The organism is Desulfuromonas sp., from assembly GCF_002868845.1.
GTDB lineage: Bacteria > Desulfobacterota > Desulfuromonadia > Desulfuromonadales > BM501 > BM501.
In genome coordinates this window covers 38,007-61,822 of sequence record NZ_PKUB01000029.1, presented here as the reverse complement: position 1 = coordinate 61,822, position 23,816 = coordinate 38,007, and the positions used below count along the sequence as shown (strand labels likewise).

Below are 23,816 nucleotides of genomic sequence, written 5' to 3'. Positions count from 1 at the left end.
GGATTGCCGGATCCGTTTCCGGAAAGGCCCCGGCAGAGGCTGGGAGGCAGTCAACAAAAAAGGAGCCCCGCCAATCGGCGGGGCTCCTTTTTTATTAGGCGTATCGAAAAATGCCAGGTGCTAGATTTTCTGCACGTTGGCCGACTGGGGGCCCTTCTGGCCCTCGACAACGTCGAAGCTGACGCGGTCGCCTTCGGCCAGGGATTTGAAGCCGTCGCCCGCGATAGCGGAAAAGTGCACGAACACGTCGGGGCCGTTGTCCTGCTCGATGAACCCGAAACCCTTGGAATCGTTAAACCACTTGACTGTACCTTCGGCCATTTCTGTTTCTCCTTTGTTCTCCCCGCAGGGAACGTGTTGGTTGTGCAAATTCCATCTGGCGCCAAAAAAAAACACACAGATCAAGTAGGTCTGTGTGTTTTGTTCCTAACTGACGGCTGTCAAGATGTAGGGCAATCAAAATTTACACAAACTTACTTAATTGGAGCCAAATTACCACGGGCCAATATGGAACACAAGCATTTTTTTTGAGCCGGTTTTTCCGGGCGACTCGGGGGGCCGTCATCCGTCCCCGCCATCGTCCTTGCCGACCAGTTCATCGGCCAGCAGTGACCGGCTGTGTTCGTCGTCGTGGCAGTAGACGCAGAGATTTTCCCAGTTGCTGCCGTCCCGGGGATTGTTGTGGTGGTTGCCGTCCCTGTGGTGGACGGTGAGCAGGTGGAGGTCGCTCAGTTCGAACTCCCGTCCGCATTTGGCGCAGACCCAGTCGTGCCGCTTGAGGGAAAGCTCACGGTAGTTCTCCGGTGCGGCCTGCTCCGCCTTCATTCGGCGTACGATCTCGTCCAGTTCTTCCTGGGATTTGCCCGGTTTCGGTCTCCGGCCTCGCGGTCCAAAGGATCGGGTCATGGGGCCTCTCTGTTGCGGTCATGGTGGAGGGCGGATATTCATTATACCCCTGGCGGGGGCGAGCTGAAAAGAGATTCTTCCCCGGGGGAGTCGGGGCCCGTTATCTTTCGGGACGTCGCAGCCAGCACACGGCGGGAGGCCGAATCCGCATCAGCAGCAGAGCCAGGAGGGTCAGGTTGGCGATCATCGCCACCGCCATGGCCAGCCCGGTGAAGAGGCCGAAGTAAATTGTCGGGACGAAGTTCGACAGGGCCAGGATCGAGAAGCCCATAATGACGGTGACGGAGGTGTAGTACATCGCCCGGCCGACGCTGGCGTGGCAGCGCCGGACCGCGGCGAGGTAGTCCTGGTCCTCGGTGATCTCGACCGTGAAGCGGTGCACGTAGTGAATGGTGTCGTCCACCGCGATGCCGATGGTAATGGCAGCGATGGTGATCGTCATGATGTCGAGGGGGATGTTCAGCCAGCCCATCAGCCCGAGCACCATTCCGGCGGCGATCAGGTTGGGGATGATGGCGATGACCGCCAGTCGCAGTGAGCGGAACAGGACGATGAACATCGCCATGATGGCGAGGAAGACCGCGCCGATGGTCAGGACCTGCGAGCGGTACAGGCTGCGCAGCACGTTGTTGTAGAGCACCAGCATGCCGCTCAGGTGGACCTGCTCCTCGGCGAGATCGAACTGCTCCACGAGGTCGCGGCGGACCTTCTTGAGCAGGGCGTTGCGCCGCAGGCCGGGGTCGGTTTCGAAGACCCGCAGGGTGAAGCGCACCTGGTTGCCGTCCTTGGCCAGGTAGGGATCGAAAAGCGCCTCCTCGATCTGGGGGGGCAGCTTCTTGTGGATTACCGAGAGGGTGAAGTTGTCCACCGGTTTGTCGTCGTTGAGCTGTTCCATGAGGGCCATTGTCGTCGTCATGGAGAGGACCTTGCCGCTCTCGGGCAACTGGTCCAGGTAGGCGTGAATCGCCCCGACTTTCTCCAGGCGGAACGCGTTGTACCAGTAGCTCGTTCCGCTCAGGCCCGCCCCGCCCGATTCCTCCTCCCAGGGGTCGTCGTCGAAGAGGGGGGATTCGTCCACGGGCTCGGCGAAGAACTCCGGGTCGGCGTCGACAATGACGTCCAGGGGGATGGTGCCGCCGAGTTGGCGGTCGATCAGCACCATCCCCTGGTAGATCTCCGTCGACTCCTTGAAGTGATCGATGAAGCGGTTCTCCACCGTCAGCCTCGAGATGCCGATCGCGCTGAGCACCGCCAGGGCGGCGAATATTCCCAGGGTCAGTGTCCCGTGCCGATCGATCCAGCTCGCGCAGCCTCGGGTCAGCGCCCCTGCGAGGTCGAGGCGGGGCGTGAAGCGCACCGGCCGCAATAGGACCAGGCCGGCGGGAAAGAGGACGAAGGAGAGTGCGAAGGCGACGCCGATGCCGATCGCCATAATCCAGCCGAAGTCGATTACCGGCCGGATGTCGCTCACCAGGAGCGAGGCGAAGGCGACGATGGTGGTCAGCGCGGTGTAGAGGCTGGGCAGGGCTTTTGAGCGAACCGTCTCCAGCACGAGGGTGTGCTGGTCCGCGTCCGGTCGCTCGGCCTGCAGTTCGTGGTAGCGCACGATCAGGTGCACGGTGAGCGAGAGGGTGATGATCAGCAGCAGCGAGGTGAAGTTGGAGGAGACGACGGTCACCCGCCACTGAACCAGTCCCAGGTAGCCGAACATGAAGATCACCGCGGCGGCGCAGCAGAGCATCGGCAGGACGACCCAGCGCGGCTTGCGGAAGATGATCGCAAGCATCGACACCAGAAAGGCCAACACCCCCACCCCGAAGCTCACCAGGTCGCGGCGGATGAACTCGATCATGTCGGCCACGATCATCGGCACCCCCCCCAGGTGGATCCCGGCCCGGTTCCGGTGCCGGTCGAGGATGCTCCGCACCCGGGCGATGTCCACCCGCTCCCGGTCCATCGACGCACTGCTGTAGTCCTTGAACTCGGCGCTGACCCGTGCCAGTTCCCGGGCCTCCTCCGGGGCGAGTTCGCCGCTCAGGCGTTTCTCGCGCAGGACGTTGCGACGGTTCAGCAGCGAATGGTAGGTCTCGTCGCGGCGGAAGACGATCTGCAGGGCGGTGGTCTTCCCGTCGGGGCTGAGCAGAAGGTTGCGGTAGAGGGGGCTGGTGAGGAACTCCCTTCGAGCCAGTTCGGGGTCGGTGTCGGGGTCCTCCAGGGTGCGCACCCTGTCCTGCAGTTCGTTCAGCGAGACCCGGGGACTGTCGATGAGAGGGGCGTCGAGGATGCTGGCGACCGATGCGACCCGTTCGATCTGCAGCAGGCTGTCGCGCAGCCTGCGCAACTCATCCAGCGCGCCGCTCGTGAACAGCTCCCGGTGCGGGGTGTAGCTGATGATCAGCGATTAGTCCGATCCGTAGCGGGCGCGGATCGAGCGGTAGTAGCTCAGGTCCTCGTCGTTTTCGAGCACCAGGGAGTCGGCCGAGGCGTCGAGTTTGAAATCCCGGGCGAAGGAGCCGACCAGCACGATCAGCAGGGCGACGGCCAGAAGGGTGACGACGGGGCGTTTGAGAATCAGCCTGTCGTAGATCGCCAGCAGGTGGGACGGCATGGAACGAAATCTCCTGTTCATCCGGCGGGACAGGGTACCCAAATTCTTCCGGAGCCTCCTTGCCGGTCGGTGGGGCGGGTCGGCTCCTTATTAATATTCTACCAAGAGTTGGGGGGGATCGCCGCTTTCCACCCCGAGGGAGTGCTTCCGCCGACGGTCGGGGATATAATGAAGCCAAGAGGAAGACGAGTTCACATCAATGATGGAGGTACACCATGGCTACTCAGCGATCGGCATGGGCGGGCGTCCTGACCGTCCCCTTCCTGTTACTCCTTTTCGCAGCGGCCGTCCCCGCCCAGGACTTCTCCTCCGTCGAAATCCGGACCGAAAAGGTCGCCGAGGGAATCCACGCCCTCTTCGGCCGCGGGGGCAACATCGCCGTCTCCACCGGGCCGGACGGGGTCTTCATGATCGATGACCAGTACGCCCCCCTCACCGACAAGATTCGGGCGGCGGTCGCAGCGATCAGCGCCGCCCCGGTGAGGTTCGTTCTCAACACCCACTGGCACGGTGACCACACCGGCGGCAACGAGAATTTCGGCGAGGCCGGCGCCGTTCTCGTCGCCCACCAGAACGTTCGCAAGCGATTGAGCAGCGGCCAGTTGCTGGAGTTTTTCGATCGCCAGGTGCCGCCGGCGCCGGGGGGGGCATTGCCGGTGGTCACCTTCACCGAGGACCTGACCTTCCACCTCAACGGCGACGAGATCTCCGTTTTCCACGTCGGGCCGGCCCACACCGACGGCGATGCCGTCGTCCACTTCAAGAAGGCCCGTGTCGTGCACATGGGCGACACCTACTTCAACGGCCTGTACCCCTTTATCGACCTCTCCTCTGGCGGTTCGGTTCACGGGGTGATCGCGTCGGTCGACCGGGTGCTGGCGACGGTCGATGACGCGGCCCGGATCATCCCCGGCCACGGCCCTCTTTCCGACGTGTCTGAGTTGAGGAGTTACCGCTATATGCTGGCCACGGTTCGCGACCGGATCCAAGGGCAGATCAAGGCGGGGAATCCCCTCGAAAAGGTGATCGAGTCCCGGCCGACGGCGGAGTTCGATGCCAGGCTCGGCGGCGGCTTCATCAAGCCGGAGCAGTTCGTGGAGATCGTCTACCGGAGTCTGGCCGGGGAGTGAGCTCTGGAACCATCCGGATCGCCGGGGGGCGCTGCCATAAAGGGGACAAAGGGAGCCCTGACGGGAGGGGAGTGGACCGTGTGGCCGTTCGTCTCGTTTGTCGTCCGGGAACCGGACCCCTTGCGCGGGGGGCGACGCTGTGATAACACAGCTAGACCTCAAAAATTTCAACCCCGGAAGGAGACCCCATGAACTACAGTCCCCCAGAGCAGTTCGCCAACGTCACCCTGACCTGTAAGGCCAACCTCTATTTCGACGGCAGGGTGGTCAGCCACGCCGTAATTTTTCCCGACGGCAGCCGCAAGACCCTCGGCCTGATCTACCCTGGCATCTATACGTTCGATACCGACGCTTCCGAGCGGATGGAGATCATCGCCGGGACCTGCCGGGTGCGGGTTGGCGGTCGGCCAGGGTGGACCGGCTTTCCCGCCGGGACCTGGTTCGCCGTCACCGCCAACTCGTCTTTCGAGATCGAGGTGGCCGAGGGAGTCGCCGAGTACGTCTGCTCCTACGAATGACCGGATTCGTGCCTGGGGCGGCAAGAAACCTGAAAAGGGTCAGACGTCTCTACGGTTCCGGTTTGAAAGTCTGTCCGAATATCATCATGCCCCTCGGGGCTCTTTCCACAACGTTAGGAGGGTGAAATGCGTCATTGGGTTTTTCTTATCGGTCTGCTGGCTCTTTTTTTGACGGCCTCGGCGTCTTTGGCGGGAATCAACAAGCTCGGTTCCAAGCAGCGCGAGCAGGACAAGCAGGTGGAGAACAAGTCCGTTGACCGGATTCTGTGCATCGACGGACTCAAGGTTTTTCAGACCGTCGCCTTCGGTTTCGGATCCGGGTCGGGTGCGGCCGTGTCGAATATTCAGTTGTACGAGGAGCGCGGCGGCAAGGTCGTTCCTGTCCGGTGCGAGGAGAAAAAGAAGAAATAAGGGGCAGGTCTCCGCCGGAAAACGAGAAGGGGGCGGATCGCGTTGAGATAACGCGGTCCGCCCCCTTCTCGTTTTCTGCCGGTGTCAGGGCCGGGACCGGTTCGTTCCCCGGCTATTGGCAGCGGAGAAGTTTCATCCCCTCCTCGAAGAGGATCTCGCACTTGTTGCCCCTGACGATCTTCACGATGCCGATGCCGAAGGTGGGATGTGACACCAGGGCATCAACTTTGTAGCTCCCGTTCATGGCGTAGGCGACGGCTCGCGCCTTGTCCATGGTCGGACTCAGGGAGGCCCACTCCTCCCGGTCCGCGGCCCCGGGATCCTTTTTGGTTCTGCGGGGAGCGGCAGCCTTTTTCCGGGCGGCGGGCTTGTCGGCCGGCGTCTTGGGAACCTTGGGCTCCTTGTAGTTGTGGACCCCGCGACAGGTGTTGCATTCGACCCGGACGACCTTCTCTCCCACCATGGCGACAATCGTGTGGTTGCTGATGTCGCGGCAACGGGTGCAGCGGGCGTCGATGGTGTCCCCCGCCGACAGCGTTTTGCTGGTCATGATTCTTATCCCTTGCTTTGAGAATGTTCAAGGCCCGCCCGACAGGGTCCGGTGAATGCCGGTGCTTGTCGGGCCATGTTTCCATTCTACCCCAAAAAATGCCCGGCGGCCTCTTCCGCCGGCAAACGACAGTCAGGCGCCCGGTTCCGGCGAGGGGCAGGCTTTTTTCCTGGTATGTCCCGATAGCCTCGGGGCGCAAAAAAAGGGCTCCACGAAACTCCGTGGAGCCCTTTCCCAAGGATCGATTCAACGGGGTTTTGCCTAGACCTTCACCACCGCGGAGGCCTGGGGGCCTTTCTGGCCCTCGGTGACTTCGAAGCTCACGCGGTCCCCTTCAACCAGGGATTTGAAACCGTCGCCTTCGATCGAAGAAAAGTGGACGAACACGTCGGGTCCGTTGTCCTGCTCGATGAAGCCGAAACCCTTAGCATCGTTGAACCATTTGACAGTACCATCAGCCATCCTGCTGTCTCCTTGCGGCCCCTTTCGGGGACCTTGGTCGTTGTGCAAATTCGGTGTGCTGCCATAAACAAAAACCACCCAGCCAAAAAAGGTCTGCGTGGTTTGTTCCTAACTGATTACCTATTAATCTGTCCGGCGAACAAAAATCTACACAAACTGCTTAACGTGTAGCGAGGCTATCACGGGTTCTTCCGGGAAGGCAAGTCTTATTTCTGCGGGGGATCCGGTGCGCGGTCAGTCGAGGTTCGGCTCTCCGGTCGGGTCGTTTTCCTCCGACGACGGTTCAGTGCTCTCGCCTGACTCGAGAGCCTGCTCGGCAAGCTTGTTCCTCTTCTTTTCCTCCTTCTTTTCTTCCTTCTTTTTCTTCTTGGCCAGCTCTTTCTGCCTCTTTTCGAATCCGTAATTGGGCTTTCTTGCCATGTTGTCGTCCTTTGTCCTGAGAAGAGGAGGGTGCGATCACGCTCATTTTTGAACTAACAGCATAACATCAGGGCGGGAAATGGAACAGGAAATTTTTAACTGTCCCGCCGTTCCGGGCGGTTCCCCGGTCCCCGGCCCGCTTGCTGAGGGCCTCCCCTGGTGCATCGGTTGAGCCGAAGGCCGTCGGCGTATCCGTTTTGTCAGCGTTCAGGGACCAGCACCAGGTCGAAGCTCCCGCCGGTCTTCCCCCTCACCGGGTAGTGCTGGGTGACCAGTTCCCTGAAGCCCGGCGCAGCTACGATGATGTGGATGTGGGGCGGGCGGCTGCCGTAGGGGCCGGGAAAGTGGCTTTCGAAGGAATAGCCTCCCCCTCTCCCCGAGAAGTTCGTGGCCCGCCATCGGTCGTCGTAATCGCCGTCGGGTCCGGTCGTCCAGATCTCGATTCTCGCTCCGGCGACCGGGGAGCAGTTCGCGGCGGAGAGAACCTTTCCGGACAGCAGGTATCCCTCGCCGACTTTGCTGCGTACCGGGGCCCCCTCCCGGTAGAACGGGCCCTGGGCATCCGTCGGGGTCGGGGTGCAGCCGGGCGTCGGCCGTGGTCCCATCGCCAGGCAGGGGAGGGAGGCGGCGAAGAGGGTCGTCAGGAGCAGGGGGATCAGGCGCTTCAGCGGGATTTTCATGGCCAAAGTATAGCACCGACGGCCGGATTTTCCGGCAGAGCGGCCGGCGGAGTGCAAAGGCGCGAAGCAGAATCCGGTCCGGAAGGTCCGGTTCAGGGGCCGGGCAGGGGGGGGCGGGTCGGCCTTGAGCCGCATGTTGAGGATTTCGACCCGTTTGCGGGCGGCGGCGCGGGGCGGCCGTTGCCGTTAATCGCCGGCCTGGTCCATCGGCAGGGTAAAGGCGACCTGGGTGCCGACACCCGGTTCGCTCTCGATCCAGGTCGTTCCATCATGGAGTTCCACGATGCTTTTCACCAGGGCCAGGCCGATGCCGAGTCCCGTGGCGGTACTGTCGGAGGGGTTGCCCCGGTAGAAATGATCGAAGGCTCTTGAGGCCTGCTCGGGGGTCATCCCGATCCCTTCATCCCGTATCGAGACCTGGTAATGGCCGCTCACCACGGCCCCTGTCAACCGGATCGTTCCTCCGGCGGGGGAGTATTTCACGGCGTTGCCGAGGATGTTTTCCAGAGCCTGCGCGATGCGCCGTTCGTCGGCGGAAAGGACGGGGGGCGGCGCGCTCAGGCAGAATTCGAAGCGGTGCTTTTCGGGATGGTTCATCCGGCACTGGTCTATCGTTTCGCTGATCATTTTCCCGATATCGCAGGGGCGTCTGTCGATGGTGATGAGCTGGCCCGCCGTGATGCGGTTGATGTCCAGCAGATCGTCGGCGGTCCGTGCGAGGTTGTGGGCCTTGTCCAGGATGATCTGGAGGTATTCCGCCTCGGTGCTTTCCGGGCTGGCCTCGTTGAGGAGAAGCTCCGAAAAGCCGATGACCGCGGTCAGGGGAGTGCTGAGTTCATGGGCCGCGATCGAGATGAAGCGTTTCTTCATGCGATCGAGTTCCCGCTCCCGGGTCACATCCTGAACGATGGTGACGGCTCCCGTCATCTCGTCCTTCTTGTTCCTGGAGGGAGTGCTCCGGGCCTGCAGGATGCGCGGCGCCCCGGTGATCGTGTCCGTCACTTTCAGGTCGGCGGCGGCACTGCAGGTCTCATCGGCCAGAATCCTGCCGATCTGCTCCGCCAGGGCCGGAGAGCCCAAGTCGCTTGCCGGCGGGTGGCTCTCCAGGGCCGGCCCGGAGAGTCCAAAGAGGTCTCTGGCCACCTGGTTGAGCAGCACGATCCGCCCCTGCAGGTCGGTGACGATCAGGCCGTCGCCGATCGAGGCGAGGATGGCGGAGATCCTCGCCCCCTTCTCTTCGGCTTCAGCGAGGGCCAGGCGGCGGCCTTCCTCGGCGTTCTTGAGCGCCGTGAAGTCCCTGATGATGACCGTCACCGCCTCGACGCTGCCGTCGCCGCCGAAGACCGGGGTGTAGCGGGTGTGCAGGTGGAGGAGCCCGTGGCGGGGGTGGGGGATCGACACCTCGAATTGAAGGCTCTCCCCCCGGAAGCACTTCTCGAGGCGGGGGCGGACCTGCTCACGGAACAGCGTCTCTCCCAGGACCTCCTCGACGGGGCAGTCGATGACCTGGTTGCGGTCCCGGCCATGGACCTTGAGCCATGCCTCGTTGACCAGGGAGTAGCGCAACTGGCGGTTGATGACGGCGATCAGGTCCTGGGAACTTTCGACGGCCCTGCTGTATTCGCGCAGCGCCGTGGTCTGCTCGTCCGGGCGGCGGCCCTGGAGGTCGTCGGTCGCCTGCGGGCCCGTTTCGGGACGTGCGGCTGTTTTGATGGCGGTTGTCGTTTTCATGGTAGGTATGCCGTGTTGCGAAGGCGAGCGAAGGACAAGCGAACAGGTTCGTTTCGCTCTCCTTGACTTGGTGTTTGTTTCACCGGGATGGGCGAGGAGGACCGGACTTGACGCCTCGGATTGTACAATGACGCCGCACTTCTTGCAATCGCTATAAAAAAGTGGCGACTTCATTGGATGCCCTTGACGTGAGCCTGTCGTCGAGGTCGGGCAAAGTGCGGCAGTGCTATAATGACTTCATAATCAAACACGCCATTGCAAGGGAGGTTTCCATGCTGATCACCATCGAATACTGCAACCAGTGAGGTTATCGAAATCGAGCCGCCAGTCTGGCGGAGAAGATCAAGGAAGCGATGCCTGCGGAGGTCAAGCTGGTCGAGTCGAGCGGCGGGGTGTTCGAGGTCGTGGTGGACGGAGTGCTGGCCTATTCCAAAAAGCAGACCGGCGAGTTCCCGGACGAGGCGCGGTTCGTGGAGAAGATCCGCGGCGGGTAGGCGGTGAAATCCCGCATCAGATTCCCCAGGAGCAGAAAAGGCGGCCAATCGGCCGCCTTTTTTAATGGGTGAGATTTCCCCGGGATCCAGCTCGAAGCGGGGCGGCATCCTCTAGCGCGGCGCGTGCCGGGCCAGGAAGCGGTCGAGCTGGTTGGCGAAGGCGGTGCGGTCGGCGCGGCCGAAAGAGGCGGGGCCGCCGGTCTCCACCCCGCCGCTGCGCAGTTCGTCCATGAAGTTGCGCAGCGTCAGGCGCTCGCCGATGTTTTCCTCGCTGAAGAACTCCCCGCGCGGATCGAGGGCGTGGCCGCCCTTCTCGATGACCGCGGCCGCCAGGGGGATGTCTGCGGTGACCACGAGGTCTCCGGGTTCCAGAAGCCGCACGATCTCCAGGTCGGCGACGTCGAGGCCGGCGGAGACGCGGATCGACCGGACGTAGGGGGAGGGCGGTGTGCGCAGGACCTGGTTGGCGACCAGGGTCAGGGAGACGCTCAGGCGCTCCGCGGCGCGGAACAGGATCTCTTTGATGACCCGGGGACAGGCGTCGGCATCGACCCACATCTGCATTTTCTCGACTCCTTTTCAACGGCCGGCGCCAAGCGGCCGACCTCCGTTCACCACTTACGGTAGCACGAGCAAAGGCGCGATGGCCAGCGCCGTCTGCCGCATACCCCATGGGGTACAGGTTGCCGCGACATGGTAGGTTTTTAACTTGCTATGGAAGCTGGGGGGGACTATAGTCGGCGTCTTTTGCCTGTCGATTCCTGCGCCAATCCAACCATTTAAGGATCATTGATGTTCGAGTTTCTCGTCAGAAAGACCGCCAGTTTCAAAAACGACCTTCTCTCCGGCTTGACCGTGGCCCTGGCCCTGGTTCCCGAGGCGGTGGCCTTCGCCTTCGTCGCCGGGGTCGATCCGCTGGTCGGCCTCTACGCCGCCTTTATGGTCGGCCTGATCACCTCCGCCATCGGCGGCCGCCCGGGGATGATTTCCGGCGCCACCGGAGCGCTCGCGGTGGTCATGGTCAGCCTGGTCGCCGAGCACGGCGTCGAGTACCTCTTCGCCGCGGTGGTGCTGATGGGGATCATCCAGGTCGGCGCCGGGGTGCTGCGCCTGGGCAAGTTCATCCGCCTGATCCCCCACCCGGTCATGCTCGGCTTCGTCAACGGCCTGGCGATCATCATCTTTCTCGCCCAGCTCGGCCAGTTCAAGATCGCAGGCGAAGGCGGGGCGCTGCAGTGGCTGCAGGGTCCGGCCCTCTACCTGATGCTCGGGCTGGTGGCGCTGACCATGGCGATCATCTACCTGCTGCCCAAGCTGACCCTGGCCTTCCCCTCGGCCCTGGCGGCGATCCTGGTGGTCACCGCCCTGGTTCACGGCCTGAACCTCGACACCCGCACCGTCGGCGACCTCGCCTCGGTGGCCGGCGGCCTGCCGTCCTTCCACCTCCCGGTGGTGGCCCTGAGCTGGGAGACCTTCCTGATCATCCTCCCCTACTCGGTGATCCTCGCCTCGGTCGGCCTGATCGAATCGCTGATGACCCTGACCCTGATCGACGAGGTCACCGAGACCCGCGGCCGGGGCAACCGCGAGTGCATCGGCCAGGGGGTCGCCAACGTCGTCACCGGCTTCTTCGGCGGCATGGGCGGCTGCGCCATGATCGGCCAGAGCATCATCAACATCAACTCCGGCGGCCGCGGCCGCCTCTCCGGCATCACCGCCGCCCTCTGCCTGCTCGTCTTCATCGTCTTCGCATCAAGCCTGATCGAGATGATCCCCCTGGCGGCGCTGGTCGGGGTGATGTTCATGGTGGTGGTCGGCACCTTCGCCTGGTCGAGCCTGCGCATCCTGCACAAGATCCCCCTCACCGACGCCCTCGTTTTGGTGCTGGTCTCGGCGGTCACCGTCTTCACCGACCTGGCGATCGCCGTCGGCGTAGGCGTGATCGTCTCGGCGCTGGTCTTCGCCTGGCAGAACGCCCGGCGCATCTACTCCGAGATCTCCGTCGACGAGAAGGGCACCAAGACCTACCGGCTGAACGGTCCCCTCTTTTTCGGTTCGGTGCGCTCCTTCCACGACCAGTTCACCCCGGCCGAGGATCCCGACGAGGTGGTGATCGACTTCCGCGGCTCGCGGGTCTGCGACCACTCGGGGCTCGAGGCGGTGAACTCCCTCACCGAGCGCTACCTGGGGCAGGGCAAGAAGCTGCGCCTGCAGCACCTCAGCGCCGAGTGCCGCGCCCTGCTCGCCAACGCCGGGAGCATGATCGAGGTCAACGTCATCGAGGACCCTCGCTACCGGGTGGCGGTGGACGAGCTGGCGTAGGTCGTTCTGCCGGGAGGGTGCGCTGCCCTTGTCTCCGGCAGAGGTCCTTTCCGCAGAGAGTTCTGTTTTTCCAGACGACGAAGGGCGGCCGATTCGGCCGCCCTTCGTCGTTTTTTCAGGTCAAAAACGGGTGTCTTTACATCTTGCCGAGCAGCCTGGCAAACTCCTCCGGCATCCCGGTGTCAAAGGTCATCTTCTTTTTGCTGAAGGGATGGGTAAAGGAAATCGAGCGGGCATGGAGGGCGAGGCGTTTCGAAGCGGGGTCCCCGTTTCCGTATTTCCTGTCCCCCGCGACGGGATGGCCTTTTCCCGCGAAATGGACCCGGATCTGGTGCTTGCGGCCGGTGAGGAGATGGATCTCCACCAGGCTGAACCCTCTGGCCTCCTTCAACACGGTGTAGGTCGTATGGGAGAGCTTCCCCCTGGCGGGGTCGAGGGTCGAGTAGACCCGCTGGGCGGAATTCTCCGCCAGATACGTGGAGATCTTTCCCTCTTTGGGCGTCAGCCGTCCGTGGACGATGGCCAGGTAGCGCTTGTCCGTCTGCTCCCAATGCTCCTGGAGGAATGTCTTGGCCTGCTCGCTTTTGGCGAAAAGGAGAATCCCCGAGGTGTCCCGATCGAGGCGATGGACCACGTATGCCCTGTTCCGGGATTTCGGATTGCCCTTGCGGACATAATCATTGAGCAGATAGTGGGCCGTTCTCGANNCGTGCAGGATGGTCAGCCCCTTCGGCTGATGCTTCCTGGGCGGCCGGTTGCCCTTGATCGGTCGATCCAATAGCGTTCCGCCTTTCTCCGAACCGTTTTTCCTGTCCGGATCTCTCGCCGGACGAGCTTCCATCCGACGGCATGCCTGCAGTGGCGCACCTGCAAATTGAATCGAGTGGCAGCCGCCCCCTTTACAGGGTCAGTTCGGCGTGCCCCTGAAAGAACTCGTCCCTGATCTTCGCGACTTCGGGGCTTTCGAGGTATTCGTCAAAGGTCATCGACCGGTCGATGAACCCGCCGGGGGCGAATTCGACGATCCGGTTGGCGACCGTCGAGAGGAACTTGTGGTCGTGGCTGGCGAAGAGGATCACTTCCGAGTAGGCGGTCAGCCCGTTGTTCAGCGCGGTGATCGACTCGAGGTCGAGGTGGTTGGTCGGTTCGTCGAAGACCAGCGCGTTGGCCCCGGTGAGCATCATCCGGGCGAGCATGCAGCGGACCTTCTCCCCCCCGGAGAGGACGCTGCACTTCTTGGTCGCCTCCTCGCCGGAGAAGAGCATGCGGCCGAGAAAGCCGCGGGCGAAGCTCTCCCCTTCGGTGGAGGGGGCGAACTGGCCGAGCCATTCGATCAGGTTCAGGTCGTTTTCGAAGTAGCGGCCGTTCTCCTTGGGGAAGTCGGCCGGGGTGATGGTCACCCCCCAGCGATAGCTGCCGCTGTCCGGTTCGAGTTCCCCGGCCAGGATCTGGAAGAGGGTCGTCTTGGTCAGGCCGTCGCCGCCGATAAAGGCGATCTTGTCCCCCTTGTTGACGGTCAGGCTGAACGTGTCCAGCACCTTGACCCCGTCGACGGTTTTGCAGAGGTCCTTGATCTCGAGGATGATGTCGCCGCAGGGGCGCTCGGGCTTGAAGACGACGAAGGGGTATTTCCGGGAGGAGACGGGCATGTCTTCGAGGGTGAGCTTTTCGAGCAGCTTCTTGCGCGAGGTCGCCTGCTTGGCCTTGGAGGCGTTGGAGGAGAAGCGCTGGATGAACTCCTTGAGCTCGTTGGCCTTGTCGGTGACCTTGCGGTTCTCTTCCTGCTTCTGCTTCAGCACGAGCTGGCTGGCGTCGTACCAGAAGTCGTAATTGCCGACATAGACCGTGATCTTGCCGAAATCGATGTCGGCCACGTGGGTGCAGACCTGGTTGAGAAAGTGGCGGTCATGGGAGACGACGATGACCGTGTTCTGGAAACGCGAGAGGAACTCTTCGAGCCAGGCGATCGATTTGAGGTCGAGGTGGTTGGTCGGCTCGTCGAGCAGCAGGATGTCGGGGTTGCCGAACAGGGCCTGGGCCAGCAGCACGCGGACCTTTTCGCCCCCCTCGAGCTCTTTCATCTTCTTGTGGCGCAGCTCTTCGGGGATGCCGAGGCCGTTGAGCAGAACCGCCGCCTCCGACTCGGTCTCGTAGCCGTTCATTTCGGCGAATTCGGCTTCCAGCTCCCCCGAGCGGATGCCGTCCTCTTCTGTGAACTCCTCCTTGGAGTAGATCGCCTCGCGCTCGGCCATCACTTTGAAGAGACGCTCGTGCCCCATCATCACGGTGTTGAAGACCGTCTCTTCGTCGAAAGCGAAGTGGTCCTGGCGCAGCATGGCGATCCGCTCTCCGGAGCCGACGGAGATCTCGCCCTTGTCTACCTCGAGTTCGCCGGCGAGAATCTTCAGAAAGGTCGACTTGCCGGCCCCGTTGGCCCCGATGAGGCCGTAGCAGTTGCCGGGAATGAACTTGATGTTGACGTCTTTGAAAATGACCCTCTTGCCGTAGGCGAGAGCCACGTTGTGAGCGCTGATCATGGATGCAATACTTCCTTTTTTGATTCCGTCGATCTTTGGACAAATAAAAAACCACAGGGGTGACCCCTGTGGTGCACGTGATGCATTCTTATACCACCGAAAGCCTGCCAGCGGCAATCAGTTTTTTGGTTATAGTCCGGGCATTAACGCCGGCCCTCGCCCCGATTTCATGGCCCGCCCGCAGGTGCGCAGGCGTCCTCTTCGCCTGCCTCGATCCGGCCCCCTGCGATGACCTGGAGGCCGGGAGAGCGCTGTCCCCGGTCGGGGGTCAACCCGAGGCGGCCGGGCGCGGCACCCGGCGGAAGTGGGACCGGGACTTGTTGCAGATCTCGCAGGGCACGGCGGGCGGTTCGTCGATGGTCGATCCGCACACCCCGCAGACGTGGAAGTCGAAATGCAGCCCTTCGATCTCGCTCGCCACCGAGCCGAAGAACAGCCCCGCGTAGCGATCGATCTCCCTGACCTTCCGTTCATGCTGCCGGTGGGATTTCCACGAGTACATGCAGTTGACGATCGCCTCGTCGCAGGCTTCGGCCTCCAGAGCCTGGAGGAAGTCCGGGTAGGTGGTCTCGATCTTTTCCAACTCCTTTTTGGCGGCCGTCTTCAGGTTGGCGCGGGTGTCCTTCACTTCGACACCGGCCGGGACATTGCCGACCGCCTCCTCCATGGTCGAGAGGAGCCTCGCGTAATTGTTCGCATGGATGGCTTCGGAGACGGCAAAGGCCCGGAAGAGGTAGGCGATATTGGGGAACCCCTCTGTCACGGCCCTTCCGGTGTAGCCGAGATAGTGGTTGTGGGCGACCATCTCGGCCCTGTAGGCCTGCTTCAGGATCTTGACGGTCTCCGGAAAGGATGCGGCCTTGCCGCCGGCAATGCCCTGTGCCGCCAGCGCCGGAAACCGGCAGAGGAAGGAGAGGGCGGCGGTCAGGCAGATGAACTCTCGTCTCGATACTCTCGACATCGTCAGCGGCCTCCTTTCTCCTGTCCTTTCGGAAAGCGCCCCTATGGCGCTCGGCGGACCTGGGTGACATGTCTTTGTTACCAGTATATCACCGGGGCGTGGTTTGAATGTGAAGGATGCGGCCGCGCCCCATCGCCCGGAAAGGTCTTCCCGGATGGAAGGGGCCTGAGAGGCTGTGCTGCTTTGAAAACCCGCCCCGGAATCTTCCATACGGCCGGGGGACTGTGGTAGAGTGAGCGTTCCTGACCCGCCGACCCCGACAACAGAAGTGACCCTGCCATGATCGTCCTCCTCAGCATCCCCCTCGGAATTTTCTGCCTGGTTCTCGCCGTCTTGTGCCTGCGGGCCAGGAAGAGGAACCACGCCCTCGTCTGCGCCCTGATCGGGGTCTTCTTCCTCGGCGCCGCTGCCCTGATGAGTTACGGAACCAGCGTCCTGATCGAGGAAATCGCCCGAACCACCTGACGCCCGCTGAATGCCTGTCGAAAAACCTGCCCTAAAAGGTGCCTCTCCCACTTAGAGTCCGGCCTTGAGCCTTTGGATCCGTCGGAACGAGTCCTCGATCCGCGCCTCGCTGATTTGCCTTTTCCGCACCATCTCGCTGACGAGGGCGACCACCTTCGAGGCGATCTGCTCGTCGTAGCTGCTGTTGTTGGCGAAGAGCAGGATATCGACCCCCGCGTCGATGGCATTCTTCAGGGTCGTCTCCAGGTCGTAATGCTGGGCGATGGCCCCCATCTGCAGGTCGTCGGAGATGACCACGCCGTCGAAGCCGAGTTCGCCGCGCAGCCTTCCGGCAATGACGCTGCGGGAGAGGGTGGCCGGGTGGTCCGGGTCGAGGTTGGCGTTGAAGACATGAGCCGTCAGAACGGTATCGGCCAGTCCTTCGGCGATCAGCTGACGGTAGGGCTGCAGCTCCATCGGGGACCAGGTCGGGGTGACGTCGGTGAATCCTTTGTGGGAGTCGGAGGTGGAGCTGCCGTGGCCGGGAAAGTGCTTCAGGGCGCAGAGCACGCCCTGGTCGTGATGGGCGAGGATGAACTGCCGGGCGTGGTCGGTGACCCGGTCCGGGTCGGGCGAGAAACTGCGTCCGAGTTTGCCGATGACGGGATTCTTGCGGTTGCGGTTGAGATCGACGACGGGCGCCAGGTTCAGGTTGATGCCCGCCTCTTTGAGCGTCTGTGCCATGGCCAGGGCGGCGGCATAGGTGGCTTCGGGTTTCTTTCGTCCCATCTGCTTGGCCGAAAGGGTGGGGGGGAAGCCGTATTTTTCCTTCAGGCGGCAGACCTTCCCCCCTTCCTGGTCGATGGCCACGAGCAGGGGCCTGCTGCTGGCTGCCTGCAGGTCCGACACCAGTTTCCTGACTTGAGAGGGCGAGGCGATGTTGCGGACGGGGCTTTTGCCGGGAACGTCGTAGTCGAAAAGAATGACCGCGCCGACATGGCGCTTCTGGATGTCCTGGATGACGGGATGGTTTTTGTCCACGCTCAGGCCGCGGAAGCTGACCATGAGCATCTGGCCGATTTTTTCTTCCAGGGAAACTTCGACTTTTCGGGGCGCCGCGCACCCCGATCCCAGGACCGCCGTCAGCATCCCTATGATAAGCGGTATTCTCAACCCCTTGAACATCCCTCGTCCTTCCGCCCGCTCGGTGATCTCTCCCTGTAAACAGGGACTGGCTACTTTTGGCAGTTGAAAAGTTGCCTGTCCCTCTCCCTCGGCCACTCCATCGCTAATTAAAAGGTGCCTGTCCCCCTCAGGGTTTTCCGCGACACCTCCTAGTTAGGTTGAGATGTCTACTTTACCGGGGGAAGATCCTTCGTCCGCTTGATTTGCCTGTTAGGCCATATTATTTATATTCAATTTTCTTCTTTTGTAAAAAATAGCGCTCCACCAACAATAAATGCAACCATCGACCACTGTATTAACAATCTTGTAGTATCTATTTTTGTCCCAAGTCTTCGTTCCGGTGGAGTAGGAGGATCGAATAAAAGAGCATAATCAGCTGGGGACTCTCTCTTGATGTTTGTGAGGTTTAACGTATGGGTCCACGGAGGATATAAACCCATTAATATTATGGCAATTATCCCAACTGTTAAAATTTTTTTCTTCTGGTCCATTTTTTCTCTTTTTTATTTGGTTATAAATTAAATTATTTTCTTATGACCAGTTTGTATTTATCATTGACTTTAAGTTCTGTCATTATGCTTTGACCTTCTTCTCCAAAAGTCCACACTATCTCATCACAGCCGTCCTGAATAGCAAGCCAGCGTGCTTTGCTTTTAAGCGCCTCGATGTCATCCCCTTCATACAAAAGTTCTTGCTGTTTTAGCATTTCTGACTGTTGAGAGATGAATTCCTTATTGAGTTTCATGATGTCTCCATTTATTGACCTAACAGGTATTATACAGGGTTTCTATATATAGAAACGGTTTCTACATATAGGTTTCTAGCTTCTATATCTAGAAGCCAGGTTTCCATATGTATAAGCTAGAAACCTTCCTGCTCCGCCTCTGGCACCGCCGGACATCCTTCAGGGGACCGATGGGAGGGTTAATGAATACCTCCCTTTCTACCTCCGTGAAGAATTAAAGTCAACACATTGAGTCGAGAGACCCGTCGTATTGCCCTCCCAGTTCGCTGGCATTCTCTTGTCGGAAAAGCCCAAGCAAACCGGGAACATAATCCCTGCTTGCGCTAAAGTCGTTGTTGCCGAGCGATGGCGAGTTTCCACGGAGTCTCACAGGAAGAATGCCGACAACCCAATCTGACAAGGACTTACCGCCTATATGCCACGACATGGCTGCCCAGGAGAGAACGGCCGCCTTTTGAGGAACGACTCAAACATCCCGGGCGCAGTTGTCCCCTCCGGAATGCGCCCGTCAAAGAAAGTGGTTGTTTTTTCGAAAATAATCTGTATGATACCGCAGACTGTTAAACGCCCCGGCATGCGCACCATCCAAATTTCCCCCGCCGGGGTTTCATCGATCACTGACCCCTCCTGCATTAGGTTCCCTTCCGAATCCGCGGCAGTTCAACAGGTTGGCGACGATGTTCCATAGCCAGTCCTGATTTGCTGCGGCCGTCTCCGTCCGCGGGGCATGCGTTTGTCCCGGCGGCCCGGCAGCGCCCATTTGTTACCTTTCGCCGTCTGCGCGAAAAGGGAAGGAACCTTCATGTCTTTTAGCGAACTGGAGCTTGCTCCGCCCATTCTTCAGGCCATTGCGGCCTGCGGCTACAACGAACCGACCCCCATTCAGGCCAAATCGATCCCCGAGGTCCTGGCGGGGCGCGACGTGCTCGCCTCGGCCCAGACCGGCACCGGCAAGACGGCGGCCTTTATGCTCCCCGTCCTGCAGCGCCTTTCCGTCCTGAACAAAGGCCCCAAGGGAGCGCCCCGGGTCCTGGTGCTGACCCCGACCCGTGAGCTCGCCGCCCAGGTGACCGACGCCACCCGCAATTACGGCAAATACATGAGGGTCCGCAGCGCCGTGATCCTCGGCGGCACGCCTTACGGTCCCCAGTTCCGCGACCTGGGCCGGCCCATCGACCTGGTCGTGGGGACGCCGGGACGGCTCATCGACCATCTCGAGCGCGGCAGCCTCGACCTGTCCCGCCTCGAGGTGCTGATCCTCGACGAGGCCGACCGCATGCTCGACATGGGCTTCAAAGAGGATGTCGAAAAGATCACCGGCAAGGCCCCGGCCGACCGCCAGACCCTGCTCTTCACCGCGACCCTCGACCGGACCATGGCCGATCTGGCCCGCCGCCTGCTCAAGGACCCGGCCCGCATCGACATCGCCGGCAAAAAGGTGACCCTCGATCAGATCGAGCAGCGTCTCCACGTGGCCGACAGCCTCGAGCACAAGAAGCGGCTGCTGAACCACCTTGCCGCCGACGACGCGGTGACGCGGGCCATCATCTTTTCCGCCACCAAGCGCGATGCCGACACCCTCGCCCGCGACCTCAACACCCAGGGGCACCGGGCCGCCGCTCTGCACGGCGACATGAACCAGGGCGCCCGCAACCGCACGGTGCGCGATCTGCGCCACGGCAAAATCCGCCTGCTGGTGGCGACCGACGTCGCGGCCCGCGGGCTCGACGTCAACGGCATCAGCCACGTCATCAACTTCGACCTGCCGATGTCGGCCGAGGACTACGTGCACCGCATCGGCCGCACCGGCCGCGCCGGGGCCACGGGCACGGCCATCTCTTTCGCCAGAAGCGGCGACGACGCCCTGCGTCTGCAGCGCATCGAGCGCTACATCTCCCAGGCGGTCCCCCGTGAGGTGATCCCCGGGCTGGAGCCGACCCGGCCGCTGCTCGCCCCGTCCAAAGGCCGCCCCGGCAATTCGTCAAAGGGCAGGTCGTTCGGCGCGAAAAAGTACGCCGGCGGCAATGGCGGCACTGGTGGCAATGGCGGCAAGTACCAGGGAAAGAAAACCTGGGGCAAAAGTGAGCGCAAAGAGCCGATTATCGAGTATCGCAACAGCAAGCCGGGCCCGGCCCGAAGCCAGGCCCGGAGCCAGGCGAAGCCGACCTCGTACTGATCGGGCGTTACCGGTAAATTCTCAGAGCAAGCGCTTCGAAAGCAAAAAAGGCGGCCTATCCAGGCCGCCTTTTTTTTGTCGGTTCAGCCGGAAAGGGCCGCCAGCATGGTTCGTGTCGCGGCGGCGGGGTCGGCGGCATGGAGAATGGCGCCGATGCATGCGGCGCTGGCGCAGCCGGCCGCGCGCAGTTCGGGGATGCGGTCGGCGGTGACGCCGCCGAGGGCGAAGGCGGGGAGGGGGGCTCCGGTGCAGGCCGCGCGGAGTTTTTCGAGGCCGACGGGGTCGCCGTAGGGGGCTTTGGAGGGGGTGAAGAAGACCGGGCCGAAGGTGACGAAGTCGGCGCCGTCTGCTGCGGCCTGCCCGATCTCGACGACGCTGTGGGTGGAGACGCCGATCAGTTTGGCCGGCCCGAGGCGCTTGCGGGCCTCTGAGGTCGGCAGGGCGTCGCCGCCGAGGTGGACGCCGTCGGCATCGACGGCGCGGGCGATCTCGATGTTGCCGTTGACCAGGAGGCGGGCGCCGAAGGCGCGGGTCATCTGGCGCAGTTCGAAGGCGAGGGGGAGCAGTTCGTTTGGGGAGAGGTCCTTCTCCCGCAGCTGCACGCAGCGCACCCCGCCGAGCAGGGCCGCCTCGAGCTGGGCGAGCAGGTTCCTGCCCTCGGGGAGGCCCCGGCGGTCGGTGATCAGGGTGAGGTTGAAATTCACGTCCAAGGGCATTGTCTCACGCCCGCTCGCTCTGCTCGCTCAAGCCGCAAAGACGCCAAGGAGAGCAAAGGCGTCGAATCGATAATCGGGACTGGTTAAGATCTTGATTCCAGGTTTTCTTTGCGTCCTTCGCGGCCTTTGCGTGAGGCGGGTTTTGGGGTGTGTCTCTGCAGCAAGCTTTCCGTGGACGGTGATCAGGTAGAGGGTGAAAACCAGACCGAAAGGCATTGTCTCACGCCCGCTCGCTTTGCTCGCTCAAGCCGCAAAGACGCCAAGGAGAGTCAAAAGCGTCAATTCGATAATCGGGCCTGGTTAAGATCTTGATTCCAGGTTTTCTTTGCGACCTTCGCGGCCTTTGCGTGAGGCCGCTTTTTGGGTGTGCCTCTGCAGTAACCCCCCGCTTCAAGAGCTTTGAGTGAGGCAGATTTCGGGAGCGTGCTACCCCGCTTCCCGGTCGAGAAACGCGCTGTCCCAGTCCTTCCAAACCGCCTCGTACCCCTTGGCCCGGATCAGGCGGCAGACTTCGTCGGGGGAGCGGTCGTCGTCGATGGCGAACTGCTGGGTGCTGTGGTCGTCCTCGGCGTAGCCGCCGGGGGCGGTGCAGGAGCCGGCGCTCATCTGGGTGATGCCGAGGGGGATGAGGTTGTCGCGCAGCTCGGCGCTCTCGCGGGTGGAGAGGACCAGGCCGGCGTCGGGCAGGAGCAGGCGCAGGGCGCAGATCATCTGGACGAAGTGGCGGTCGGAGACGGGGTTCAGCGGCTGGAAGCCGCCGTCGGCCGGGCGGATGCGGGGGAAGGAGACCGAGACCTGGGTGCGCCAGTGGTGGCGGGAGAGGTGCAGGGCGTGCAGGCCGAGGAAGAAGGCTTCGCTGCGGTGAGGGCCGAGGCCGAGGAGGAAGCCGAGGCCGATGCGGCGCAGGCCGGCCGCCCCGCCGCGCTCGGGGGTGCCGAGGCGGAAGTCGTAGTCGCGCTTTTTGCCGAAGGGGTGCATCTGCTCGTAGAGGACCCGGTCGAAGGTCTCCTGGTAGATCGTCAGCCCGTCCACCCCGGCCTCGACCATCTGCCGGTATCCGGCCTCCTCCATGGGATAGACCTCGATGGAGATGGAGCTGAAGAGGTGGCGGATGCGCCGGGCGGCGGCGGCGAGGTAGTCGTTGTCGACGGCCTTGGGCAGCTCGCCGGTGACGAGGAGGATGTGGCGGAATCCCTGGTCGTGCAGTACGGCCGCCTCGCGCTCGATCTCGTCGAGGGAGAGGGTGCGGCGCGGCACCTTGTTGGTGGCGGAGAAGCCGCAGTAGCGGCAGCCGTTGTTGCACTCGTTGGAGATGTAGAGGGGGGCGTAGAGCAGGATGTTGTTGCCGAAGCGCTGCCGGGTCACCTTGTGGGCCTTGGCCGCCATCGTTTCGAGGTAGCCCTCGGCGGCCGGGGAGAGGAGCGCCATCAGGTCGTCGGGGCGGGGGCGTTCGGCGGCGAGGGCCCGCTCCACGTCGGCGGCGGTCTTCGCCTCGATCTGCGCCTGGACCTGCCGGGGGTCGTATTGGTAGATGATGTCGAGAAAGTTCATTTTCCTGTATTCCAGTCAGTTCTCAAGGGAAAACAAAATTCAAAGGGGACACGGATCAAATCTGATGAACACGGATTTTGTCAAAGGCTGAAAACTGAAAACCAAGATTGGTATGAAATCCGATTTGATCCGTGTTCATCCGTGTCCCAATCCTTTTTTGATCTGAAGCTGTTGGGGTAGTCAGCTTCCCAAAAACCCGGTCAACGGACTCGACGCCTCGGCCTTNCGCTTTTCGCCGAGCCCGGCCAGAAACGCTTCGCGCCCGGCCTCGACGCCCTTCTTGAAGGCGACCCCCATGGCGCCGGGGTCGGGGGAGACGGCGAAGGCGGTATTGACCAGAACCGCGTCGGCCCCCATCTCCATCGCCAGGGCGGCGTGGGAGGGTGCGCCGAGGCCTGCGTCGACGATGACCGGGACGGTCGCCTGCTCGATGATGATGGCGACCTGTTCGGCGGTGCGCACCCCCTTGTTGGTGCCGATCGGCGCGCCCAGGGGCATGACCGTGGCGGTCCCCGCTTCCTGCAGGTGCTTGGCGAGGACCGGGTCGGCGTTCATGTAGGGCAGGACGGTGAACCCCTCCTTGACCAGGATCTCGGCGGCCTTGAGGGTCTCGATCGGGTCGGGCAGCAGGTAGTAGGGGTCGGGGGTGACCTCGAGCTTGACCCAGGGCTCGCAGCCGGCGGCCCGGGCCAGGCGCGCCAGGCGCACAGCCTCGTCGGCGTCGCGGGCGCCGCTGGTGTTGGGCAGCAGGAGGTACTTCTCCCGGTCGATGTGGGAGAGCATGCTGTCGTCGGGGTTGTCGATGTCGACCCGGCGCAGCGCCACGGTGACGATCTCGCAGCCCGAGCCCTCCATCGCCGCGACCATGGCCGCGTTGGAGGAAAACTTGCCTGTGCCGACGAGGAGCCGGGAGTCGAAACTGCGTCCGGCGATGACCAGTTGATCCATGGTTTGACCCTTCGGTAAATAGTAAAAACTTTCGGCTTTCGGTTGGCGGAAAGCCAAGAGCGTTGTGGGTGGTTGCGGCTGATTGGTTATAGCTGATGGCTGCCTTTTCTATCCGCCGCCGACGAACTGGACGATCTCCAGGGTGTCGCCGTCGGCGAGGGCTGTGGCGCCGAATCGCTCCCGGGGCAGGATGTCGCGGTTGAGTTCCACGGCGACCCGCAGGGCGTCGAGGTTCAGGGTTCCGAGCAGTTCCGCCACCGTGAGGGGGGAGGACAGTTGCTGCTGCTTGCCGTTGACGGTAAGGTTCATGGTCTCTCTCTT

At 62.3% G+C, this 23,816-nt stretch carries 28 protein-coding genes; 7 read left to right on the top strand and 21 right to left on the bottom strand.

Annotated features, from left to right (window positions below):
* Positions 1–120 precede the first annotated feature (120 nt).
* From C0617_RS09215 to C0617_RS09200, 4 genes are all read right to left on the bottom strand, one after another.
* Positions 121–321, bottom strand: a complete 201-nt coding sequence (locus tag C0617_RS09215) for a cold-shock protein (protein WP_291316726.1) — start codon at positions 319–321, stop codon at positions 121–123.
* Between the two features lie 240 nt (positions 322–561).
* The gene (locus C0617_RS09210) at positions 562–906 is read right to left on the bottom strand and encodes a YajD family HNH nuclease (protein ID WP_291316725.1); all 345 of its coding nucleotides are present in this window, start codon (positions 904–906) and stop codon (positions 562–564) included.
* A gap of 100 nt (positions 907–1,006) precedes the next feature.
* Positions 1,007–3,247 (bottom strand): MMPL family transporter, encoded by a 2,241-nt coding sequence (locus C0617_RS09205; RefSeq protein ID WP_291316724.1) that lies wholly within the window; start codon positions 3,245–3,247, stop codon positions 1,007–1,009.
* Between the two features lie 60 nt (positions 3,248–3,307).
* The gene (locus C0617_RS09200; protein WP_291316723.1) at positions 3,308–3,514 is read right to left on the bottom strand and encodes a hypothetical protein; all 207 of its coding nucleotides are present in this window, start codon (positions 3,512–3,514) and stop codon (positions 3,308–3,310) included.
* A gap of 215 nt (positions 3,515–3,729) precedes the next feature.
* Between C0617_RS09200 and C0617_RS09195 the strand changes: the two genes are divergently transcribed.
* The 3 genes from C0617_RS09195 (at position 3,730) to C0617_RS09185 (ending at position 5,573) form a co-directional block, all read left to right on the top strand.
* A complete protein-coding gene (locus C0617_RS09195; RefSeq protein WP_291316722.1) occupies positions 3,730–4,644 on the top strand; it encodes an MBL fold metallo-hydrolase in 915 nt (304 codons plus the stop codon).
* 188 nt (positions 4,645–4,832) lie between these two features.
* Entirely contained in the window at positions 4,833–5,162 is a 330-nt protein-coding gene (locus tag C0617_RS09190; RefSeq protein WP_291316721.1) for a pyrimidine/purine nucleoside phosphorylase, read from the top strand.
* Between the two features lie 126 nt (positions 5,163–5,288).
* A complete protein-coding gene (locus C0617_RS09185) occupies positions 5,289–5,573 on the top strand; it encodes a hypothetical protein (protein ID WP_291316720.1) in 285 nt (94 codons plus the stop codon).
* Positions 5,574–5,685: 112 nt separating this feature from the next.
* Here C0617_RS09185 and C0617_RS09180 read toward each other — a convergent pair whose 3' ends face one another.
* The 5 genes from C0617_RS09180 to C0617_RS09160 all read right to left on the bottom strand — a co-directional run bounded on the left by C0617_RS09180 (position 5,686) and on the right by C0617_RS09160 (position 9,416).
* Positions 5,686–6,123, bottom strand: a complete 438-nt coding sequence (locus tag C0617_RS09180; RefSeq protein ID WP_291316719.1) for a hypothetical protein — start codon at positions 6,121–6,123, stop codon at positions 5,686–5,688.
* Between the two features lie 261 nt (positions 6,124–6,384).
* Positions 6,385–6,585: a cold-shock protein gene (locus C0617_RS09175; RefSeq protein WP_291316718.1), complete on the bottom strand. Its 201-nt coding sequence runs from the start codon at positions 6,583–6,585 to the stop codon at positions 6,385–6,387.
* A gap of 234 nt (positions 6,586–6,819) precedes the next feature.
* Positions 6,820–7,005 carry a hypothetical protein gene (locus tag C0617_RS09170; protein WP_291316717.1) on the bottom strand — a complete coding sequence of 62 codons (186 nt, stop codon included), beginning with the start codon at positions 7,003–7,005 and terminating at the stop codon, positions 6,820–6,822.
* 200 nt (positions 7,006–7,205) lie between these two features.
* Positions 7,206–7,685, bottom strand: coding sequence for a hypothetical protein (locus tag C0617_RS09165; protein ID WP_291316716.1), 480 nt, complete (start codon positions 7,683–7,685; stop codon positions 7,206–7,208).
* A gap of 186 nt (positions 7,686–7,871) precedes the next feature.
* The gene (locus C0617_RS09160) at positions 7,872–9,416 is read right to left on the bottom strand and encodes a PAS domain-containing protein (RefSeq protein ID WP_291316715.1); all 1,545 of its coding nucleotides are present in this window, start codon (positions 9,414–9,416) and stop codon (positions 7,872–7,874) included.
* Between the two features lie 272 nt (positions 9,417–9,688).
* On the opposite strand from C0617_RS09160, the gene C0617_RS09155 reads away from it, so the two are divergent.
* Entirely contained in the window at positions 9,689–9,910 is a 222-nt protein-coding gene (locus C0617_RS09155; RefSeq protein WP_363324392.1) for an Rdx family protein, read from the top strand.
* A 111-nt stretch (positions 9,911–10,021) separates the two neighbouring features.
* On the opposite strand, the gene C0617_RS09150 is transcribed toward C0617_RS09155, so the two are convergent.
* Positions 10,022–10,474, bottom strand: coding sequence for a YaiI/YqxD family protein (locus C0617_RS09150; RefSeq protein ID WP_291316714.1), 453 nt, complete (start codon positions 10,472–10,474; stop codon positions 10,022–10,024).
* Between the two features lie 228 nt (positions 10,475–10,702).
* On the opposite strand from C0617_RS09150, the gene C0617_RS09145 reads away from it, so the two are divergent.
* Positions 10,703–12,232, top strand: a complete 1,530-nt coding sequence (locus C0617_RS09145; RefSeq protein WP_291316713.1) for a SulP family inorganic anion transporter — start codon at positions 10,703–10,705, stop codon at positions 12,230–12,232.
* Between the two features lie 136 nt (positions 12,233–12,368).
* On the opposite strand, the gene C0617_RS09140 is transcribed toward C0617_RS09145, so the two are convergent.
* The 3 genes from C0617_RS09140 to C0617_RS09130 all read right to left on the bottom strand — a co-directional run bounded on the left by C0617_RS09140 (position 12,369) and on the right by C0617_RS09130 (position 15,730).
* The gene (locus C0617_RS09140) at positions 12,369–12,920 is read right to left on the bottom strand and encodes an RluA family pseudouridine synthase (protein ID WP_291316765.1); all 552 of its coding nucleotides are present in this window, start codon (positions 12,918–12,920) and stop codon (positions 12,369–12,371) included.
* 211 nt (positions 12,921–13,131) lie between these two features.
* Complete coding sequence (locus C0617_RS09135) at positions 13,132–14,769, bottom strand: ATP-binding cassette domain-containing protein (protein WP_291316712.1); 1,638 nt, start codon at positions 14,767–14,769, stop codon at positions 13,132–13,134.
* 268 nt (positions 14,770–15,037) lie between these two features.
* Entirely contained in the window at positions 15,038–15,730 is a 693-nt protein-coding gene (locus C0617_RS09130) for a ferritin family protein (RefSeq protein WP_291316711.1), read from the bottom strand.
* Between the two features lie 279 nt (positions 15,731–16,009).
* On the opposite strand from C0617_RS09130, the gene C0617_RS09125 reads away from it, so the two are divergent.
* Positions 16,010–16,195, top strand: a complete 186-nt coding sequence (locus tag C0617_RS09125; RefSeq protein WP_291316710.1) for a hypothetical protein — start codon at positions 16,010–16,012, stop codon at positions 16,193–16,195.
* A gap of 51 nt (positions 16,196–16,246) precedes the next feature.
* Here the strand turns inward: C0617_RS09125 and C0617_RS09120 are convergent, their stop codons facing one another.
* From C0617_RS09120 to C0617_RS09105, 4 genes are all read right to left on the bottom strand, one after another.
* Positions 16,247–17,347, bottom strand: a complete 1,101-nt coding sequence (locus tag C0617_RS09120) for a glycoside hydrolase family 3 N-terminal domain-containing protein (protein ID WP_291316709.1) — start codon at positions 17,345–17,347, stop codon at positions 16,247–16,249.
* A gap of 242 nt (positions 17,348–17,589) precedes the next feature.
* Positions 17,590–17,850, bottom strand: a complete 261-nt coding sequence (locus C0617_RS09115) for a hypothetical protein (protein ID WP_291316708.1) — start codon at positions 17,848–17,850, stop codon at positions 17,590–17,592.
* Positions 17,851–17,882: 32 nt separating this feature from the next.
* Positions 17,883–18,104 (bottom strand): hypothetical protein, encoded by a 222-nt coding sequence (locus C0617_RS09110; protein WP_291316707.1) that lies wholly within the window; start codon positions 18,102–18,104, stop codon positions 17,883–17,885.
* A gap of 411 nt (positions 18,105–18,515) precedes the next feature.
* A complete protein-coding gene (locus C0617_RS09105; RefSeq protein ID WP_291316706.1) occupies positions 18,516–18,722 on the bottom strand; it encodes a hypothetical protein in 207 nt (68 codons plus the stop codon).
* Between the two features lie 184 nt (positions 18,723–18,906).
* Between C0617_RS09105 and C0617_RS09100 the strand changes: the two genes are divergently transcribed.
* Positions 18,907–20,280, top strand: coding sequence for a DEAD/DEAH box helicase (locus C0617_RS09100; protein ID WP_291316705.1), 1,374 nt, complete (start codon positions 18,907–18,909; stop codon positions 20,278–20,280).
* Between the two features lie 83 nt (positions 20,281–20,363).
* Here the strand turns inward: C0617_RS09100 and thiE are convergent, their stop codons facing one another.
* The 4 genes from thiE to thiS all read right to left on the bottom strand — a co-directional run bounded on the left by thiE (position 20,364) and on the right by thiS (position 23,804).
* The gene (thiE, locus tag C0617_RS09095; RefSeq protein WP_291316704.1) at positions 20,364–20,996 is read right to left on the bottom strand and encodes a thiamine phosphate synthase; all 633 of its coding nucleotides are present in this window, start codon (positions 20,994–20,996) and stop codon (positions 20,364–20,366) included.
* 426 nt (positions 20,997–21,422) lie between these two features.
* Entirely contained in the window at positions 21,423–22,547 is a 1,125-nt protein-coding gene (gene thiH / locus C0617_RS09090; RefSeq protein WP_291316703.1) for a 2-iminoacetate synthase ThiH, read from the bottom strand.
* A gap of 226 nt (positions 22,548–22,773) precedes the next feature.
* The coding region (locus C0617_RS09085; RefSeq protein WP_291316702.1) for a thiazole synthase at positions 22,774–23,495 on the bottom strand (722 nt) is incomplete at its 3' end.
* A 108-nt stretch (positions 23,496–23,603) separates the two neighbouring features.
* A complete protein-coding gene (thiS, locus tag C0617_RS09080; protein WP_291316701.1) occupies positions 23,604–23,804 on the bottom strand; it encodes a sulfur carrier protein ThiS in 201 nt (66 codons plus the stop codon).
* Positions 23,805–23,816: the final 12 nt, after the last annotated feature.

Coding starts and splice junctions, on each gene's coding strand:
- C0617_RS09215 (WP_291316726.1), bottom strand. CDS start 321: ATGGCCGAAGGTACAGTCAAGTGGTTTAACGATTCCAAGGGTTTCGGG.
- C0617_RS09210 (WP_291316725.1), bottom strand. CDS start 906: ATGACCCGATCCTTTGGACCGCGAGGCCGGAGACCGAAACCGGGCAAA.
- C0617_RS09200 (WP_291316723.1), bottom strand. CDS start 3,514: ATGCCGTCCCACCTGCTGGCGATCTACGACAGGCTGATTCTCAAACGC.
- C0617_RS09195 (WP_291316722.1), top strand. CDS start 3,730: ATGGCTACTCAGCGATCGGCATGGGCGGGCGTCCTGACCGTCCCCTTC.
- C0617_RS09190 (WP_291316721.1), top strand. CDS start 4,833: ATGAACTACAGTCCCCCAGAGCAGTTCGCCAACGTCACCCTGACCTGT.
- C0617_RS09185 (WP_291316720.1), top strand. CDS start 5,289: ATGCGTCATTGGGTTTTTCTTATCGGTCTGCTGGCTCTTTTTTTGACG.
- C0617_RS09180 (WP_291316719.1), bottom strand. CDS start 6,123: ATGACCAGCAAAACGCTGTCGGCGGGGGACACCATCGACGCCCGCTGC.
- C0617_RS09175 (WP_291316718.1), bottom strand. CDS start 6,585: ATGGCTGATGGTACTGTCAAATGGTTCAACGATGCTAAGGGTTTCGGC.
- C0617_RS09170 (WP_291316717.1), bottom strand. CDS start 7,005: ATGGCAAGAAAGCCCAATTACGGATTCGAAAAGAGGCAGAAAGAGCTG.
- C0617_RS09165 (WP_291316716.1), bottom strand. CDS start 7,685: ATGAAAATCCCGCTGAAGCGCCTGATCCCCCTGCTCCTGACGACCCTC.
- C0617_RS09160 (WP_291316715.1), bottom strand. CDS start 9,416: ATGAAAACGACAACCGCCATCAAAACAGCCGCACGTCCCGAAACGGGC.
- C0617_RS09150 (WP_291316714.1), bottom strand. CDS start 10,474: ATGCAGATGTGGGTCGATGCCGACGCCTGTCCCCGGGTCATCAAAGAG.
- C0617_RS09145 (WP_291316713.1), top strand. CDS start 10,703: ATGTTCGAGTTTCTCGTCAGAAAGACCGCCAGTTTCAAAAACGACCTT.
- C0617_RS09135 (WP_291316712.1), bottom strand. CDS start 14,769: ATGATCAGCGCTCACAACGTGGCTCTCGCCTACGGCAAGAGGGTCATT.
- C0617_RS09130 (WP_291316711.1), bottom strand. CDS start 15,730: ATGTCGAGAGTATCGAGACGAGAGTTCATCTGCCTGACCGCCGCCCTC.
- C0617_RS09125 (WP_291316710.1), top strand. CDS start 16,010: ATGATCGTCCTCCTCAGCATCCCCCTCGGAATTTTCTGCCTGGTTCTC.
- C0617_RS09115 (WP_291316708.1), bottom strand. CDS start 17,850: ATGGACCAGAAGAAAAAAATTTTAACAGTTGGGATAATTGCCATAATA.
- C0617_RS09110 (WP_291316707.1), bottom strand. CDS start 18,104: ATGAAACTCAATAAGGAATTCATCTCTCAACAGTCAGAAATGCTAAAA.
- C0617_RS09100 (WP_291316705.1), top strand. CDS start 18,907: ATGTCTTTTAGCGAACTGGAGCTTGCTCCGCCCATTCTTCAGGCCATT.
- thiE (WP_291316704.1), bottom strand. CDS start 20,996: ATGCCCTTGGACGTGAATTTCAACCTCACCCTGATCACCGACCGCCGG.
- thiH (WP_291316703.1), bottom strand. CDS start 22,547: ATGAACTTTCTCGACATCATCTACCAATACGACCCCCGGCAGGTCCAG.
- thiS (WP_291316701.1), bottom strand. CDS start 23,804: ATGAACCTTACCGTCAACGGCAAGCAGCAGCAACTGTCCTCCCCCCTC.